The 17,338-nt window shown below is 44.8% G+C and carries 15 protein-coding genes; 2 read left to right on the top strand and 13 right to left on the bottom strand.

All coding sequences use genetic code 11. The features are described 5' to 3' along the window. Positions 1 to 52: 52 nt before the first annotated feature. On the bottom strand, positions 53 to 712 hold the full coding sequence (locus E7X57_RS01600; RefSeq protein ID WP_135609856.1) for an NAD(P)/FAD-dependent oxidoreductase: 660 nt from the start codon (positions 710 to 712) through the stop codon (positions 53 to 55). Positions 713 to 802: 90 nt separating this feature from the next. On the opposite strand from E7X57_RS01600, the gene E7X57_RS01595 reads away from it, so the two are divergent. Continuing rightward, positions 803 to 1,159 carry a helix-turn-helix domain-containing protein gene (locus E7X57_RS01595; protein WP_135609854.1) on the top strand — a complete coding sequence of 119 codons (357 nt, stop codon included), beginning with the start codon at positions 803 to 805 and terminating at the stop codon, positions 1,157 to 1,159. A gap of 29 nt (positions 1,160 to 1,188) precedes the next feature. On the opposite strand, the gene E7X57_RS01590 is transcribed toward E7X57_RS01595, so the two are convergent. The 3 genes from E7X57_RS01590 to E7X57_RS01580 all read right to left on the bottom strand — a co-directional run bounded on the left by E7X57_RS01590 (position 1,189) and on the right by E7X57_RS01580 (position 2,797). Next, positions 1,189 to 1,401: a DUF1059 domain-containing protein gene (locus E7X57_RS01590; protein WP_135609852.1), complete on the bottom strand. Its 213-nt coding sequence runs from the start codon at positions 1,399 to 1,401 to the stop codon at positions 1,189 to 1,191. A 66-nt stretch (positions 1,402 to 1,467) separates the two neighbouring features. Beyond that, entirely contained in the window at positions 1,468 to 2,211 is a 744-nt protein-coding gene (locus tag E7X57_RS01585) for a hypothetical protein (protein ID WP_135609850.1), read from the bottom strand. Positions 2,212 to 2,371: 160 nt separating this feature from the next. After that, on the bottom strand, positions 2,372 to 2,797 hold the full coding sequence (locus tag E7X57_RS01580; protein ID WP_135609848.1) for a peptidylprolyl isomerase: 426 nt from the start codon (positions 2,795 to 2,797) through the stop codon (positions 2,372 to 2,374). A 250-nt stretch (positions 2,798 to 3,047) separates the two neighbouring features. On the opposite strand from E7X57_RS01580, the gene E7X57_RS01575 reads away from it, so the two are divergent. Then, positions 3,048 to 3,323: a hypothetical protein gene (locus tag E7X57_RS01575; protein WP_135609846.1), complete on the top strand. Its 276-nt coding sequence runs from the start codon at positions 3,048 to 3,050 to the stop codon at positions 3,321 to 3,323. Positions 3,324 to 3,552: 229 nt separating this feature from the next. Here E7X57_RS01575 and thiC read toward each other — a convergent pair whose 3' ends face one another. From thiC to E7X57_RS01530, 9 genes are all read right to left on the bottom strand, one after another. Then, positions 3,553 to 4,836: a phosphomethylpyrimidine synthase ThiC gene (gene thiC, locus E7X57_RS01570; RefSeq protein WP_135609844.1), complete on the bottom strand. Its 1,284-nt coding sequence runs from the start codon at positions 4,834 to 4,836 to the stop codon at positions 3,553 to 3,555. 366 nt (positions 4,837 to 5,202) lie between these two features. After that, complete coding sequence (gene aglJ, locus E7X57_RS01565; RefSeq protein WP_135609842.1) at positions 5,203 to 6,132, bottom strand: S-layer glycoprotein N-glycosyltransferase AglJ; 930 nt, start codon at positions 6,130 to 6,132, stop codon at positions 5,203 to 5,205. Then, a complete protein-coding gene (locus E7X57_RS01560; protein ID WP_135609840.1) occupies positions 6,133 to 6,684 on the bottom strand; it encodes a TATA-box-binding protein in 552 nt (183 codons plus the stop codon). A gap of 113 nt (positions 6,685 to 6,797) precedes the next feature. Beyond that, complete coding sequence (scpB, locus tag E7X57_RS01555; protein WP_135609838.1) at positions 6,798 to 7,901, bottom strand: SMC-Scp complex subunit ScpB; 1,104 nt, start codon at positions 7,899 to 7,901, stop codon at positions 6,798 to 6,800. Between the two features lie 15 nt (positions 7,902 to 7,916). Beyond that, the gene (locus E7X57_RS01550; RefSeq protein ID WP_135609831.1) at positions 7,917 to 8,738 is read right to left on the bottom strand and encodes a ScpA family protein; all 822 of its coding nucleotides are present in this window, start codon (positions 8,736 to 8,738) and stop codon (positions 7,917 to 7,919) included. Next, entirely contained in the window at positions 8,735 to 12,259 is a 3,525-nt protein-coding gene (gene smc, locus E7X57_RS01545) for a chromosome segregation protein SMC (RefSeq protein WP_135609829.1), read from the bottom strand. The genes E7X57_RS01550 and smc overlap by 4 nt, the downstream gene beginning before the upstream one ends. Positions 12,260 to 12,285: 26 nt before the next feature. Beyond that, positions 12,286 to 13,056 carry a hypothetical protein gene (locus E7X57_RS01540; RefSeq protein ID WP_135609826.1) on the bottom strand — a complete coding sequence of 257 codons (771 nt, stop codon included), beginning with the start codon at positions 13,054 to 13,056 and terminating at the stop codon, positions 12,286 to 12,288. A 111-nt stretch (positions 13,057 to 13,167) separates the two neighbouring features. After that, the gene (locus tag E7X57_RS01535; protein WP_167880850.1) at positions 13,168 to 15,834 is read right to left on the bottom strand and encodes an AAA family ATPase; all 2,667 of its coding nucleotides are present in this window, start codon (positions 15,832 to 15,834) and stop codon (positions 13,168 to 13,170) included. Continuing rightward, positions 15,831 to 17,279 carry an exonuclease SbcCD subunit D gene (locus E7X57_RS01530; RefSeq protein WP_135609823.1) on the bottom strand — a complete coding sequence of 483 codons (1,449 nt, stop codon included), beginning with the start codon at positions 17,277 to 17,279 and terminating at the stop codon, positions 15,831 to 15,833. The genes E7X57_RS01535 and E7X57_RS01530 overlap by 4 nt, the downstream gene beginning before the upstream one ends. Positions 17,280 to 17,338: the final 59 nt, after the last annotated feature.

The following is a 17,338-nucleotide window of genomic DNA, read 5'->3' as shown; positions in this document are numbered from 1 at the left end:
GGGATTGTTGGGGTTCCTGCAAAGAACCCCGACAGTCGTAATAATTGTCTGCTCAGAGGCCGACTTCTGTCTTGAAGGTTTCAAGTCCGATCTCGTCAATGATCCTTCCGATCCTGTGTTTCTTTGTGTGGGTCTTGTAGTATGTGATGATCTTGTCAACAAGGGCAAGAACCTCTTCCTCATCGAGCTCTTCTGCAATGGTATCTGCAAGACGTGGCTTGAGTCCTGCACTGCCGCCTACCATGACAGTGAATCCCTTTGGCGTACCCATGATACCGATATCCTTGATGGCGTTCTCAGCACAGGAGTTCATACAGCCTGATACTGCGATCTTGAGCTTTGATGGCAGTTCCATTCCATGGTATATCTCATCAAGTTTGAGGCCAAGTCCGACAGAGTCCTGTTGACCACGTTTACAGAATGTGGTTCCCGGACATATCTTAACGCTCCTGACACAGAGGCCGATTGCAGCGCCTGGCTTCATTCCAAGATCTTCCCAGGCATTGTCAAGGTCTTCTTCCTTGAGGCCTACAATGGCCATTCTCTGGGAAGATGTGACCTTAATTGCAGCTGCACCATATTTCTCGGATACGTCAGCTATCTTCCTGAGAAGGTCTGGTGATGTAATACCTCCGGGAATATGTGGTGCGATCGCGAATGTTTCCTTGTCTCTCTGAATAATTGCTCCCTTTTCTGGTATGTCCTTTGTCATTTAGTACTCTCCTTTAAAATTTTGTTGTTTTTCGTCACTAAGTATATTTGGGATACTTCTATATATAATGCCAGTTTCTTTCCTGATACTATGAAAGATTGTACCATCTACAAAACGATCGATATAATTGGCAAGAGATGGACTTTGTGCATATTGCTGGAGCTTTACAAAGGCAACAACGAGGAAAAAAGGTTCAACGAACTTAAGAAGAAATTACAGACCATTACTCCAAAGACCCTTTCAATAAGGCTCAAGGAATTGGAGCAGGAAGGTCTTGTGAAGAAGACCCTTGATGATTCAAAGGACCCCGTTATATACACTTATTCTCTGACCAGAAGTGGAACTGAGTTCATGGAGATCATCCAGTCTATTAAGAAGTGGGGTCTCGAATGGAAATTCGAGAACAAGATATGTGGTCTTTCCAATTGCAAAAAATGTAATTTATAATATTTGTAACGGTAATATGCGGCGCTTGCTTAGAGAGCTCCGCAGCCACAACCTCTGCTCAGCAGAATGCTGATACGTGAAGCTATATCTTCAAGGTCTTCTTTTGACATATTATTTTCTGAGAGATGTTTTTCAGTTATGTGTTCCATCATTTTTTGTTTAACATCGTCAGATTCAGAGGCAGTGCCTGTTGCCATGAAGTCACAATTGAATCCAAGGTCCCTGCATTTTATAATTTTCATCTGCTTTTCCCTACCCTTTGAGATTCTATAATAATATATTATAAAAAGTAGTATAAAAAGCAGAACTTATAGTCTGCTTATTATATTGAATAGTGTTCCCAGTTCCTTCATATTTTCTGTGCACAAGTCATCCTTCCGGCAGATCTGTTGAAGACTGGTACATTTGGTTTTTATCTGCTCTATATCTGCAGCGTCACTGGCGATTATGTCTTCAGCAATATCTGAGACCTTGCTGAGTGCGGAGTCATCCCGGGCAATTTTGTCCACGAATTTTTGAATCTCTTCATCAAGGACCGGTTTGATAGCCTGTTTGAAAAGTAAAGCCTTCATTTCCACTGGGATTTCCCCTTCTGCAATTACAACATCTCTACTTTCAATTGCATCAGGTTCGGTTTCTGTTATCTCCATGGTGGAGATCCTTGAGAAAAGATGTGAAAGTATTATCTTCTGGGCTGTCAGGTACTTGACGAATTCGAACTGCATTTTGAAGCTGTTTGGAACTCTTGGTTTGCATTCAAGAGTGGCGTAAAGAATAGCCTTCTCATATGCTTGTGTGAATTCCTCGGCTTTTTCAGGATAATACTGCTCTAACAATTCCAGAACGCAAGCATACCATTTCTGGTATTTGTTCAGGAGTATTTCGTGCACTTCCAGTCCCTCTCCTGAGAGTGGGGTTACACTGTATTTGCCTTCGCTTTCATCTTCGTTCTTTACGAATTCGACATATGGGTACATTTTTGGTGCTAGGTCCTCTATCTCGTTGATGACAAGTCCTGCTATTCTGACCCTATTGAACGTGTTTTTATCCATGTTACACCGCAGATCTAATTATTAATAGTAGTACGAGGGTAAGGATCAACAACAGGGCTAACTTCTTCATGACCGGGTATGCATACCCGCATGCTGTGAACAGTCCTCTCATTGCGTCCATTTTCCCTCTGTTCTTTAAAAAAAGGAATGGAATAGGGTTTTACTCCTCTTCTACTTTTAATTTTGTCATTACATCGTCTTCTTTGATCTTGTTGACCACATCCATACCCTCTATGACCTTTCCGAAAACAGTGTGTACTCCGTCAAGGTGTGGCTGCGGTGAATGTGTGATGAAGAACTGGCTTCCTCCGGTATTCTTTCCTGCATGCGCCATAGAAAGTGCACCCTTTGTATGCTTCTTTGGATTTATCTCGCACTTAATGGTGTATCCGGGTCCGCCTGAACCGTTTCCTTTTGGACATCCTCCCTGGATGACAAAGTTTGGTATTACTCTGTGGAAGGTTAGGCCATTGTAGAATCCCTGTTTGATCAGTTTCTCAAAGTTTGCAACTGTCTTTGGTGCATCCTTTTCGAATAGTTCCAGTACGATCTGACCTTTGTTTGTATCAATAATTGCTTTTTTCATTAATTGTCTCCCACCGGGATTTACGGCAAATCTGGATTTAAGGGTTTCTGTTAAGTAAGAAATCAGAAAATATGTAAAAAGATCCAATATCTCTTTTCATGAGTTTGGTTTATATATTTGCTTATCCTTTCGCAGGTTCTTTATTTATATGGGATCGTCAGACAGGTTAATTTTATAAAAAAGTTAAAGCCGATGTCGTATTCATGGGTGTTTTCACCAAAATCATTTTATACGTTCAAGGTTTGTTAAAATGGGTGTTACTAAGATGATTAATTCCATTCTTGAAATGATTAAAAATGTGCCTGAGGGGCACGAGCTGTCAGGTTATCTGTATTTACTTGACGGTGCTTCATCATCTATCATATGGTATGATAACATCACGGATTGCCGTGAAGTAGAAGAAGATGAGATCACATGGTTGATCTTCGATTATGAGAACCCTGACTATGGGAAGTCTATTCTCCTTGTTCAGAAAGCCAACGTTTCAAAGATCGACCTGTCATACGTAACTAAAACCCCCTACTGATCTTATTTTTTCTTTGGGGGGAAGTTCTGCTAGCTCGATGTTTAGCACCATTCTGACATGGAATGGTGATTTGCTTATTTTATTTTGCTATTTTAATTAAAGTCCTCAAAGCATAGCTATAGCTTTCTGCTTTAACTAAAAATGATATAAATGAGTTGTAGCTGAAAAGAAAATATAAAGACCACCATAGTGGCCTTTAAAAAAAAAGATTAAAGTAATGCCGATGGCATTACTTTGCGAGATTGTAGTTCTGGTTGACGATCTTCACAGCACAGAAGTCACCGCACATTGTGCATGCATCTTCATCTGCTGATGCTCTCTCGGTTCTAATCTTTCTTGCGAGTTCTGGGTCGAGTGCAAGGTCGAACATCTTACCCCAGTCAAGGTCTCTGCGTGCCCTGCCCATTGCAAGGTCCTGATCCCTCTTTCCGAGTTTGACCATGTCACCGACGTGAGCTGCGATCTTTGATGTCCTTACACCTTCGATAACATCCTCTTTGTTTGGAAGTGCAAGGTGCTCTGCAGGAGTTACGTAGCAGAGGAAGTCACAGCCGTGTGATGCGGATGTTGCTGCACCGATTGCGGTTACGATGTGGTCTCTTCCTGGGGAGATATCTGTTACAAGTGGACCGAGCATGTAGAATGGCTTGTGTCCGCTCATGGACTTCATAAGTTTGACGTTCATCTCTACTTCATCGAGTGGTACGTGACCTGGACCTTCTACAATTACCTGAAGACCATATTTGTCGTGTGCTTTCTGTGCGCACTCGGAGTTGATGATGAGCTCCTGGATCTGTGCCCTGTCGGTAGCATCGTGGATAGCACCTGCGCGCATTCCGTTACCTGTGGAGAGGACAACTTCGTGTTCCTTGAGGATCTCACAGAGGTAGTCGAAGTCAGCGTAAAGTGGGTTTTCCTTCTCGTTGTGGAGCATCCATGTTGTCATGAAAGCACCGCCACGGGAGCAGATACCACCATAACGACCGTGTGCTTTGAGCCTGTCGAGAACGATGTTGTTGATACCTGTGTGGATAGCCATGAAGTTTGTACCAAGCTTTGCCTGTTCTTCAGTTGCATGCCAGAGGTCATCTTCTGTCATGTGGATGATGGAACCGTCTCTCTTTGCAGCTGTGATGAATGCCTGGTATAAAGGAACTGATCCAACGGAAAGTGATGTTGCGTCACAGACAGCTTTCCTGATGCCGAGGAAGTCTCCGCCGGTTCCAAGCTCCATGAGAGTGTCAGCACCAGCAGCTTCAGCAGCCTTTGCTTTTTCAACTTCCATGTCAAGGTCGACGATATCTGAGGATGCACCGATTGATGCATTGACCTTTGTTGTAAGGCCTTCACCGATACCACAGTATCTGACATCCCTGTATGGGGAGGTTGGGATTACGATCCTACCTGCAGCGATTCCACGTCTGATGAACTCAGGCTCTAAACCTTCGACTTCAGCGACAACTTTCATTGGCTCTGTAATTTGGCCAGCTTGGGCATCTTCTACTATTGTCATTGTTATAACCTCGTTATTAGTTGACTAAAAAAAGAAGGTATTTTATATAAGCGTTGTCGAAAAATCAACTTTAGAGCAGGTAAAGTAAAATTGAATGGATTTTCTCACAATTCCTACTTATTATATATGTCCGGCACAACATTGGATATGATCATCTTATTAATCGTCATCTAATACCTTTAAATTTATTTGATGTAACTATATTCAAAATTTTGCAAAGGCCTCTCCCTCAAATAAAATCTGTTTCATTTGACAAAAAATCAAGTAAATTTTACTTGCGTTGTATAATTTCGATGCTATGTTGTAATGGAGGAATGTTGCACTGTAACAATAAATAACGAAAAAAAGTTAATCTTGTAAAGGAGGTCAACGATCGTTATTCTGGCGCAACATTCGCATCGTTTCCCTGTGGAGTGATACTATAAGGTCGCTCAACATCCCGAAAATGAACATCTGTATGCCTGTAAGTATTAATAAGGCAGTCAGTATTGTCATTGGTATGCGGGTTACTCCGCTTAACCACTCATTTACTACATAAAGTCCCGTACCGATGCCTGATAGCGTCAGTATCGTGCCAAATATCCCGAAATAGAACATCGGGTTGTGTAATCTTGCCATCCTGATGATGGTTTTCCCGATCTTGATCCCATCCCTGAACGGATTGAGCTTGGTGGCCGCTGCTGAATGCCTCGATACGTAAGTGATAGGCACGACCTCTACTTTCATCTCGTTCTTAACACTTTCAACAGTGATCTCTGTCTCGATCTCGAATCCCATCTCGTTGAGGCTAAGACCTTTGATCACTTTTCGTGTGAAACCGCGGTATCCTGTAAGGATATCTTCCAGCCATATGCCATACGCAAAACCAAAAAGCTTGTTGAGCAATTTGTTGCCTGCCAGGTTCAATTTTGTAAAAGCTTCTGGCTCATAGTTTGCAAACCTGTTGCCGATAGTCTGGTCAGCACGTCCTTCAAGAAGCGGTCCAAGGACCGTATAAATATCACTTGCAAGGTAGGTTCCATCACCATCGATCATGACGGTGTAGGGGTCCTCGATAAGCTGGAAAGCTTCCTGAACTGCCTGACCCTTGCCTTTTCCTTCCTGGACCACGACCCTTGCACCGCTTTCTTCAGCAAGTTCGCGGGTGCGATCATGGCTGTGTCCATCGATGACAAGGATATTCTCAAATCCTTCTGCCTGGAAATCTTCGATGAGCTGCTTTATGGTTGCTTCCTCATTCAGTGCGGGAATGAGGATACACACATCGTTCTTGTCCAGGGGGATCTGAATATCCATTTACAAAAGTCCCATATTGTCAAGCTGCTGCCTTACGACCTCAACTCCTTCCTCGCAGTTCTCAGGTGACTTTCCACCTGTGACCACAAGTTTTCCGGAACTGAAGATAAGTACGACAACCTTTGGTTCATCGATCCTGTAAACAAGACCTGGGAACTGTTCCGGCTCGTATTCGATGTTCTCAAGACCGAGTCCGATAGCAATTGCATTAAGGTTGAGCACTGCTTTAAGGTCAGCTGAAGCAACAATGTTCTGTACTGTGATCTCCGGGTCAGCAATTGTCTCGATCCCGATACCATTGAGCTTTTTTGCCATATCTCCGATGACTGTGTGTACGTCCGCAACGTTCTTTGCACCTGTGCATACTACTTTTCCGGATGTGAATACAAGGAATGCAGCTTTTGGATCGGAAACGCGATATACAAGTCCCGGGAACTTCTGTTTGTTGTATTCTGCGCCTTCGAATTCCGCTTCTATCTTTGTAAGGTCGAATTCTTCAGCAAGTTTGGTTGACGCAACCACGTTTTCTATCTTGATATTATATTCCGTCATATTCTTTGATCCTCAGTATTTAAGGGTGGGTATATTTGCCAATACAGTATATAAGCTTATACCTTTCTCTTTATATATCTATTTAAATGCTACTTATATATGTGTTAATATTGTTATTTTTCAAGATCTTTCAGGCCATCTATGATGGCATCATATTTCCTGCAGACCCTGTCCACAATATCCCCGTCCACCTTTGAGTGTGTCGGGACAAGGATATCAGCTCCCTCGGAAATTTCCACTCCCTCACTGGATGTGCCATAATCGGGAGCTATGACACAGCCTTCAGCAGAAACTCCAAGCCTCAGGTCGCTTACGATACGTGCGATCATATCTGTTGCAGGTTTCACCTTCTTGCTGATGACCAGTGCCTTTGAGACATACCTGTCCCTCAGATCTGTTATCAGTTCGATGTTCTCCTTTGATTTCTCAGGGTCCGCAACGCTCTCAAGTGCGTTTATGGCATCAATTATGTCACCAAAGGTGGTCGACCTGACCTCGATGATCTCCCCATCGTAAAATTTGCTGACCTTCTCCTCATACCCTCTGGAAACTACCAGCTTAAAAACATCAGCAAGGCTCTCAAGTTCCTCTTCTGTGGGACTGTAAGCATTAATGATCCTGTAATCCTTGATGCCGCAAAGATCAGCAAGTGAACGGTACATGGGGGTGATGCCCACGAACTTCCTTCCAAGCCACCTGTCAAGCCCTTCATTTCCACTTTGCTGGCGGGAAAGTTCAACTATCCTTTTCTTTATGGATTCCGGATCGTTGGAGCTAAGTCCGAAGTAATCTGCGAAAAGTGACGTTGTCTGGAGAAGTTTTGTCCTTCCGTGAGGCACTGCTTCAATAAATCCTCTCTCCTTAAGCTCACGTATGTGGTCGTATGTTGAATTGCCTCTCATGTCCACAAGTTCTGACTGGACCACAGGCTGGTGGTAAGCTATCATGGAAAGAGTACGAAGGATCGGGGCTCTCAATTCCTTAGGGGCTACCGGACTTACAAGGTCGGTATATTTTGGTTTGACCTGCATAACATAACGTCCGCCAAGATCAACGATCTCCATCCCGGAATCTCTTGCTGAATACTCTTCCATAAGGGTCTTGACAACAGGTGTGATTGTCTTTGCTGACTTGTTAACGACCTTCGCGAGCGTCTGGGTGTCAACAGCTCCCCCTGCCGCAAAAAGTACGGCTTCAATGATCTCCTTGTCGTTCATATTTTCCTCTTCAAATCATTCGATCGCGCAACCCTGATGGACATATAGTTCTCCAAAAAGCTCTTCCTGTGATAACCATACCCTTTTTTCAGCTGCAAGGAAAAGCAGTGAAATGTATGTCATCATTTTTTCAGAACGGCTGTTGGAATTATCGATAAGGTCCGAGAACATTACCTCTTCGCGGTCCCTGAACAGCTCTTCCAGATACTCATAAAGGGTATCAACTCTGCCCCTGATATCTTCCTCATGCGCGATACCAAGTACATCATCTGTGGTGGCCCTGTCCATTACCTCGATACGATGGCGTATTCTTCTGTCCTTTCTTCTGGTCTCGACCTTCTCTGCTTTTTTAAGTTCCGTAATAAGTTCCTGGAGAGTTACAGGTCGGGTCGCAGTACGACGGATGGGCAGTTTTGGTACCGGGTATTCCTCAATTTCATAGAAATCCATCTCATCGTCCTGGAAATCCTCATCTTCTTCCTCTTCTTCCTGAACGATACCGGTTGATTTCATCCTGAGGAGTATGGCTGCATACAAAAGTGTCCTGCCCGATATCCTCAGGTCCATGAGCTTCATATCTTCAATGTATGCAAGGAACTTGTCTGTAGCCTGAACGATATCGATATCCCAGGGGTTGATGTCACCGTCCCTGGCAAGCTTGACAAAGATCTCCACAGGTTCGCAGAGCACATCATCTGAGAACTCTATAAGTGATTCATCAACACCGAGGTTGCGTAGTGTTTCCAGAAATTCAGGGTCAACAGAGCTGTCGGCGGTACTGGTGATCTTCTGGATATTGCTTTCGCTTTCCTCGATACTTTCAGAAAGGTCGTTCAACGTAATTTCACACCCGTAATGCTCGTGATATTGTTCTCCTGCATGGTGACACCAACGGTACGTTCAGCTGCTTCGATCATCGGTTTACGCAGGGATACGACAATGAACTGTGCTTTTGTTCCTGCTTTTTTCACACGCTGGGCGACCCTGTCAGCATTTGCACCATCAAGGAACATGTCTATCTCGTCAAATGCATAGAACGGAGCCGGACGATATTGCTGGATAGCGAACACGAAAGCCAGGGCGGTAAGACTCTTTTCTCCACCAGACATCGCTTCCAGGCGCTGGAGCGTTTTCTCTTTTGGCTGTGCCCTAAGTGTTAATCCTCCATTGAAAGGATCTTCATAATCATCAAGTACGAGTTCTCCGCTACCATCAGAAAGTTCGTTGAATATCTCTTTGAAAGGTTCATTGATGCCGTTGTATGTTTCCATGAAAGCATCTTTCTTCAGGGTCTCATACTGGTCTATGCGGTCGAGGATCTGCTCTCTTTCATTGAAGAGAATAGCTCTTCTGGTCTTAAGGTCTACAACCCTTGCATCAACCTCGTCGTACTCATCAATGGCTCTCATGTTCACCGGTTCAAGCCTTTCCATAGCCTTTTCGATGGATGCTATCCTTGTGCTGACGGTCTCGTAGTTCGGCACATCTTCCACTTCTTCGATACCGCGCCTGTCCAGTTCTTCTTTTAGGTCCTTTGTCTGGTCAACAAGGGCACTAAGTGTGGCTTCCAGTGCCATCATAGACTTGTCAGCATCGTCCAGTTTTGATCTGGTGGCCAAAAGGTCCTTTTCAGCAGCGTTATACTCGGTCTGCTTAATGGCACGCTTCTGTTGCATCTCCTTAAGTTCGTCCGTAAGTTCCTGTTCACGCTGCTGCTTGCTCTTAAGGGTGGCTTCCAGCTCGGTTATCTTCGCTTTAAAGCCGTCCACACGTTCACGGTGTGTAGATCTCTTTTCATCCATTTCCTTGACAAGCTGGCGACTGTCTTCGATCCTGGATGAAGCATACTCGCGGTCAAGGTTCAGGGCATTGACATCAGCTTCAATGTCACGGATACGCCCGTCCAGCCTGCGCATCTCTTCATCGATGCGTTCAGCTTGTTTGTTAAGTTCAGGTATCTCTGATTCGGAAAGCTTTTCCTCAATAACAGCGATCTTCTCTTCCAGTTCCCCGGACTTTTCATCCTTCTCATCCTTTTGGGTAACGACCAGTTCCATTTCCTCGCGGAGCTTTGAGCGCTGTTCTTCTATCTGTGAAAGTTCGACGTTCTTTGATTCAATTAACTGGCTGAGGCGCTCTGACCTGCTGCCGATCTCCTCAAAGATCATCTCTTTCTTAGAGATCTCTTTCTCCAGCTCATGGATCTCACGGGTTATGTCCGCAATATGTCCCTCGACGCTGTCCAGTTTCTTGATAGCAGTATTGCGCCTTGATTCAAATTCGGTAAGCTTCTCAGCTATCTTTATAAGCTTGTCCTTTTCAGAGGCGGCGAATGAGAGCCCTGACTTCCTTTGCATGGATCCGCCGGTCATTGCACCGCTCTTTTCAATGACCTCACCTTCAAGTGTGACCATGCGAAGACCGCCGATGAGACGGCGTGCATTTTCAAGCGTGTCAACAATAAGTGTGTCCCTGAATACGTACCAGTATGCAGCCTCGAACCTTGGCTCAAAGTCGATCAGGTCAATGGCATAACCGATGACACCCTGGCGATCGGAAAGGTCCTTGTAAGGCCTCCTGGCTTCCATCTTGTTAAGTGGCAGGAAGGTTGCACGTCCTCCGCGCTGCTGTTTCAAAAACTGGATCCCACGGGATGCATCCTGGTCGGTTTCGACCACTATCGCCTGCATACGTCCGCCTGCTGCAACGCCAAGAGCTGTGGAATACTTCTGGTCCACGCTTCCAAGTTCGGCTATAGTGCCGTAGATGCCGGGAAGTCCGTGGTGCTTCTTCTCGGCGATTATCATGTCCACAGCTTTGGAATAATTACTTGTATCCTCTGCCGCACGGACACGTGCTTCCAGCATTGCGTAATCCTGCTGTTGTTTTCTGAGTGTAGCTTCAAGGTCTGTTACTACGGTCTTTATCTGGAAACGATTGCTTTCAAGGTCATCAAGGTCCTTTGTCAGGGAATTTATCTGCTCGGTATTTTTCTCGATCTCATATTGTGCAGACTTTGTATCGCTGTCTGATGATTGTGCTTTTACCTTTGCATCCTCTATCTCGTTCTCGATATCCCTTACTTCTGCTGACCTTCTTCTCAGGGAGTCAAGCAGGCGATCTTCCTGTCGCATCAGCTCGCTCTTGTCGTTCCTGAAATTTTCCAGTTCATTCTTGAATGTTGTAAGTTCGTCCCTGGTCTGGGCGAACTTCTCATCCACATCCGCTATCCTGCTTTGCAGGATCATCCTCTCGGTCTTTCTTTCGGATATCTCTGAAAAGATACTGTCCTTGCGGAGTGTTTCCTCAGACAGCTTTGAATCGATCTCATTGACCCTGTTCTTCGTTTGCTCGATATCAAGGAACGCCTTCTTACGCCTGGAATCAATGTCTTCGATCTCATTATCTGCGAGCTCTATGCTGTTGACACATCTTGAGACTTCTCCCTTTATCTCTTCGATGTCCTTCTTGACCTGTATCTGCTCGTCCTCGCCCATCCTCTGGATCTCGGAAGTGAGCTCCTTAAGCTCATTCTCAAGATCTTCCAGCTTTTCTTGCTTCTGATCAAGGGCTTGCTGCAATTTTTCCTGGACTTCCTTTTTTGAATCGATGTCCAGGTTCACGTTCCCAAGTTCCACCCTTGCATCCTTGAGCTTTGCAAGCAGCACAAAGCCTTCGAACTTCATTTTTTCCTGTTTGAGGCTCTGGTACTTCACAGCCTGGTCGCGCTCGACCTTGAGCTTCTCCAGTTGCTTCTCAACCTCTTCTATTAATATGTCCGCCCTTTCGACACGCTCCCTTACTATCTCCAGCTCGTTCAGGGCCCTGTCTCTTTTGTTGTCGAATTCAGCAACACCTGCGATCTCATCGATGATCTTACGGCGCTCACCTGCTGTCATGGTGATGATACGGGTAACATCACCCTGCATGACCACGTTATAGCCTTCGGGGGTCACTCGTGCCTTTGCAAGGTGGTTATGGATATCTGTAAGGCTGACCGCCTTCCCGTTGAAATAGAAATAACTATAATATCCGTTCTCGGTTTCCCTGATCTTCCTGCTGATGGTGATCTCTTCCTCGTCCACAGGCATCTCACGGTCAGCATTATCGAACTTTATTGTGACCTGTGCAAAATCCGGTTTTTTAGCCTTATCCCCGTTATAAATAAGGTCTGTCAGCTTTTCAGCCCTCAGGGTACGTGAGCTGGAAAGTCCGAGAACAAAAAGTATCCCGTCGATAATATTGGATTTTCCGCTTCCATTTGGTCCTGATATAGTGGTAAAATCATCAAAGAATGGTATTTTGACTTTTTTCCCAAAAGACTTGAAATTTATAAATTCAATTTCTTTGATGTACACGTGATTCCTCTGCCATCGAGTTAAAATTATTTCCTGCGGGTCGTTGTGACGACAGTATCTTCATCATCACGGTCTTCTACGGTCTCATACTCTGTTTCTGAACGAGTACGAGGAGGCTTGCCTTCTTCAGCAACGATATATTCACACTCATCTTCCGGACGCCTTGAATAATTGTTTTCCCGGGGTGCATCGATGCCATCCGCTACAATGTATTCTGATGGTATATCCCTGATTTGCTCTTCTGCCGGTTCCTCGGTCCTTATTTCCCTGATCTCCATGTTGACCTCGTTCGGGTTTACCAGTTTACTCCACTGTGATCCCGAAGACGGTTTGGACTCAGGGACCGTCATTTTTGGTGATGGCGGTTCAGGTATCGTCCTTTCAGGAACTGTGGTTGGTGCAGCTTTTTTCTGACCGAACAGGGAATCTGCAAGCTGACCTTTATTTCCGGAAACCTCTGCAGGCTTTGGTGCAGGGGGATTGAAAGGATTTTGTGTTGCTGTTACTTTAAAAGGTTCCGTATTCTCTGTTTGAGTGCTTGTGCTCATGGACCTGATCTGTGATTTCTGGTCGAGTAGCTCATCCATAACACCACTTAAGTTGCTGGATAGCTCCTGGACCTTCTGCTCGATCTTGACAAGACGGTTGTTGATGTCGAGGTCATTCTTCAGGTTCTCGCGAAGTTCTTTCATGATAGAATCACGAAGTTTGGTGCTGATCGTCTCTATCTCTTCTTCCTTTTCAGTCAGCTTTCGCTCAAGCCTTTCTATAACAAAGTCCCTGTTTTCGGAGCTCATTCAATACCTCACAAACCTTTTTATCCCTCTTAATACCAAACCATTATCCTGTTCAGTAATAATGGTAAAAACTCTAATATATCTTATGGTCGCAATTTTCCCTTCAGATGTTCATTTTGCGGAAATGGAAGAACTATTTGTGATCGGGTCTTTCTCAACTACGAACACATGGTCTGCAGAATCTATCAGTGATTCATCGTGCGAGACTATCAGGATCTGGCCAACACCGATGTCTCGCATCATGTCAATGAGCTTTATCAACTGGTGGACGTGCCCGCGATCAAGGAACACAGTGGGCTCGTCCAGTATCAGTGGAGGGAGCTCTGAACTACCTGTGGTTCCGGGTGAATGGGACAGTAAACGATAGATGGCACACCTTAGCACAAGATTGAATATCGCTCTCTCGCCTCCGCTTAATAATTTAGGCTCAAGGGCAGTGCCATCCTTTTCATAGATGGTAAGATCGTACTCCTGATCAAGTTTGATGTGCGAGTATGCATTGTTGGTGTACATGAAAGAGAATATCTCATTGAGTAACCTGTCAAGCGCATCAATATTCTTTGCACGCAGTTCAGCACGCAGGCGTATGTACATGGTCTCAAGATCTTCCGCATCATTGTAAACGGCTGCAAGAAACTCTTTTTTATTGGTAAGCATCCTGTGCTTTTGCTTAAGCGCATCAAGCCTTTTGATCTCCCCTTCGATGCGCCCGATTTCCTTGTGGAGTTCCTTTATCCTCAGGTTAAATTTCTCCAGTTCAGAAATGATACCTTTGTATGCACTATCGTACTGCATCCTTTCTGTCCGAAGCTTGTCTATGTCCACATCCCCAAGTACCTCTTCGAAATGATCAAGGCGCTGCTTCCGATCCTTTATCTGCTCTTCGAATAGTCCTACCTTTTCCAGCCCGTTATTGATCCCATCCTGTGACCGCTGCATATCGCTCTGGACTTTTCTGACCTCTAGCTGGTTAGTTCTTATCTTTCTTGCAATATCGAGCTTCTCTTTTACAACCTTGTGAGAATCCCTTGCAGCAGTTTCATCTTTTTCCAGGGAAACAACATCTTCCCTGATCTTCCTGATCGCTATCGTGACATCATTTATCTGCTCTTTAAGACCACTTTCCTTTTCTTTCTCATCCCTGATGGTTTTGTGGTTCTCTTCGATCAGCTTCTCACTTGCAGCGATGTCTTTCTTCTTGATCTGGCTCAGGTGATCGTTATCTGCCATCCTTTTTGCAATTTCTTTCGCATTTCTGACACGTTCTACTTTTATTTCCACATCTGCCTGTTCGGAACGTATGCTCTGTAGCTCGGCCAAAAGACCGGCTTTTTGTTCTTCATCAACTGCTGTTTCTTCGCATATCTTTGAGCCTTTAAGGTCCTGTCCGCAGGTGGGGCACAGTCCCTTGTCCAGTAGCTCTTTGGCTTTCTTCACCCTTTTATCAATTTCTGCAAGGGTGGCAAATTTTTCCCTTTCTTTTCCATGAAGCTGTTTTTGCTTCAGGCTCAGAAGTTCGGCAATATCATCTATATTTTCGAGTTTATCAGCAGGGAATCCAAGTTCAGTGGCTTCCTTTGATATGTTCTTGCTCTCATCATCCAGTTCCCTGATGTTTACAGAAAGTCTTTCAATATCTTCCTGAATGGTTTTGATCTTAGCTTCCTTATTCTGGATGGCAATGGACGTTGTCTTCACTTGTTCATTCAGGTTAAGCAGGAATTCATTCTGTGATCGCTCATTACTCTGCGTCAGTTCTCTCTTTTTGATAATGCTACTGACAGCATCCCGGGCGCTGACTTCCTCTTTCTCTATGAATGCAGCATAATTCTCAATATCAGCATCTTCCGGCATATCTATCTGTTTAGAAAGGTCGGCAGTTGATTTTTTAAGCTGCTGGACCTCCTGCCTGCCGGAACTAACAATGTTCCTGGATCTCTCGATCTCGCTGTATGTTTCTGTGATCTTTGACTTGAAACTTTTTATTTCAACATCGATCGCTTTCTTTTGCTCCTGGGTTTCTGTGTATTTGCTTATCTTTTCCTCAATGGATTCCACAATTCCCCTGGCTCGTTCTTTTTTTGTATCAAGATCTGAAATTTTTGCACCGGTCTCGTTCATCTCAGTTTGAACTGTATTGAGTACCTGATATGGCTTCAGGGTTTCAATTTGTTCGATATCTGCAACATTGTCCTTGATACGCGCATCTGTTTCCCTCTGGTGCCTTCCCACGCCTTTCCTTGCACTACTTGCGCGCTCCCTGTACTCTTCCAGTTTCCCTATCTGGAGCAGGTCATCGATCATCCGCTGCCGGTCCTTTGTCTTTGCGTTGATCAGTACATCGATCTCTCCCTGACGGATGTACACGCAGTTCTTGTAGGCTTCCTCGTCCATTTTCAGAAGCGCTTTTACAGCTTCATAGGTCTGGCTGGCCTGGTCGACCATTATATCCCCGTCGATCTTGAAGACCGATCTATTGTTAGATGCACTTCCGGTTTTTGGATTGACCTTGTATCCCTGTTCAATGTTGTATTCATGGCCGCTATTATCAAAGTCGACCAGAATGGATGCCTTTGTGGCACCCTTGCGTATAAGGTCCGAGAGCACGAATTCCTTTGAAAGGGTGCGGCTTCCGAAAAGTCCTGTAAAACATGCTTCCAGCAGGCTGGACTTACCACTCCCGTTCACACCGGATACCACGGTGACACCATCCTCGAAGCTTATGTCCAGGTCTTTGTAGCTTCTGATGTTCTCAATACGTACCCTTTTCAGTTTCACAGGTAGTCCCCCAGATTGTATTGCTTTGGTTTCGGGGTTTCAATTTTCTTTTCCTTTGAACCATTGGTCTCAGATGGTCCGATTGGTTCGGATGGTTCTTTATTTGTTCGCGACAGCTCAGTTTCAGCCTTAACAACGACATCCTCTGGAGCATCATCTTTTTCATCTACAGTGCGGAGCTCATATCCTTCAGGGGTTTCTGCAACCTGTTGAACATCCGCATCTCCTCTGGCATCGTTTTCATCATCAATTGTTACTATTTCCGTTCCAGTGTCGCTTTCTGTATCCTTTTGGATCATGTAGGTTCCCGGCTGCATAAAATCAATACTTGAAAGCAGGTTCCCTATGCGGGTTTCAGCCTCAAGGTCAACCTTTGTCTTTGGAACGCCCGGATCCCTTACTATCTCGTCTATCATGATGCCGCCGCTGGTAAGTGTCATTTTCCTGATCTCTTTTTTGACTGCTTCATCAGGGTCTGAAAAAGAAACCTCTACAGGTTTATCTTCCAGGATCTCTTCTCCGCGTCTCATGTCCCTTATACGGGTGACAAGTGCATTCTGGGTCGCAAGGAGCTCCTCTATCTCATTGTAGGATATGGCAACTTCCGGATTTCCTGAAATGTCCACAAAGACAACCTTTTCAGAAACATCATATTCTTTGATGGTATTGATGATCAGTTCATAGGCACTGTCCCTGTCCCGGAGCTCAACCGGAATGAACAGGAACTCGCGGGTGGTGATGTTACGTCTGCCGATGTCGATACCATTATCATTTATCGTAACAATGTTGTACGTGCGTGCATCGCTTTCGGCTGCACTGTTACGTTCTGTGCTTCCACAATAGGTTACCCAGGTCTGGTCGACCCTGATCTTTTCATTTTTGTGATAATCTCCAAGCAGGATGGCATGTACTTCAAAAGGAAGTCCTTCGATGACCTCCTCACATTCCCACTCCCCAAATGGGAATGGTGACATCAGCTGGTGCATTACTATAATATTGCATTCTCCACAGTTCTCATCTGTGAACTTCGAATAATCAAAAAGTGGTATCTTCGATCTCGGGACATTGTCTATTCCATAGATGGCAATATTCTCTATCCTGTATGGATCGGTCCCAAGCCGAATGGCGATCTTCATACTCTCGAACAGGTCAAGCCATTGGGTATGCTGCTTGCTTTCATGGTTTCCGACTATGGAAAGGAACGGGATATTGTATTGTTTCAACTTTGAGAGTATGTTGATCGTGTCAAGGATATCCTCAAGGGTAGGGTTCCTTGAATCAAAGAGGTCGCCTGCATGGACAACAGCATCCATTTTCATCTCAATAGCATCGTCAATGACCCTGGAAAAAGCATCAATGAAATCCTGCCTGCGCATTTCACTATGGTACTGTCTGTATCCAATATGTGTGTCAGCAGTATGCAGTATTCTGATATCCCTCTCCATGTCCCATTGTATAGTCTCTCATGTACTTTTAAGCTTATTGTTTTGCTATATCGAAGGAT

The sequence above is a fragment of the Methanococcoides sp. AM1 genome (assembly GCF_900774055.1).
Lineage (GTDB): Archaea > Halobacteriota > Methanosarcinia > Methanosarcinales > Methanosarcinaceae > Methanococcoides.
Note: the sequence above shows the minus strand (reverse complement) of the source record. Positions and strands in the feature narration are given on the sequence as shown.

Bases quoted from the DNA above. Each gene is read 5' to 3' on its own strand.
- E7X57_RS01600 (WP_135609856.1), bottom strand. From the start codon at position 712: ATGACAAAGGACATACCAGAAAAGGGAGCAATTATTCAGAGAGACAAG.
- E7X57_RS01595 (WP_135609854.1), top strand. From the start codon at position 803: ATGAAAGATTGTACCATCTACAAAACGATCGATATAATTGGCAAGAGA.
- E7X57_RS01590 (WP_135609852.1), bottom strand. From the start codon at position 1,401: ATGAAAATTATAAAATGCAGGGACCTTGGATTCAATTGTGACTTCATG.
- E7X57_RS01585 (WP_135609850.1), bottom strand. From the start codon at position 2,211: ATGGATAAAAACACGTTCAATAGGGTCAGAATAGCAGGACTTGTCATC.
- E7X57_RS01580 (WP_135609848.1), bottom strand. From the start codon at position 2,797: ATGAAAAAAGCAATTATTGATACAAACAAAGGTCAGATCGTACTGGAA.
- E7X57_RS01575 (WP_135609846.1), top strand. From the start codon at position 3,048: ATGGGTGTTACTAAGATGATTAATTCCATTCTTGAAATGATTAAAAAT.
- thiC (WP_135609844.1), bottom strand. From the start codon at position 4,836: ATGACAATAGTAGAAGATGCCCAAGCTGGCCAAATTACAGAGCCAATG.
- aglJ (WP_135609842.1), bottom strand. From the start codon at position 6,132: ATGGATATTCAGATCCCCCTGGACAAGAACGATGTGTGTATCCTCATT.
- E7X57_RS01560 (WP_135609840.1), bottom strand. From the start codon at position 6,684: ATGACGGAATATAATATCAAGATAGAAAACGTGGTTGCGTCAACCAAA.
- scpB (WP_135609838.1), bottom strand. From the start codon at position 7,901: ATGAACGACAAGGAGATCATTGAAGCCGTACTTTTTGCGGCAGGGGGA.
- E7X57_RS01540 (WP_135609826.1), bottom strand. From the start codon at position 13,056: ATGAGCTCCGAAAACAGGGACTTTGTTATAGAAAGGCTTGAGCGAAAG.
- E7X57_RS01530 (WP_135609823.1), bottom strand. From the start codon at position 17,279: ATGGAGAGGGATATCAGAATACTGCATACTGCTGACACACATATTGGA.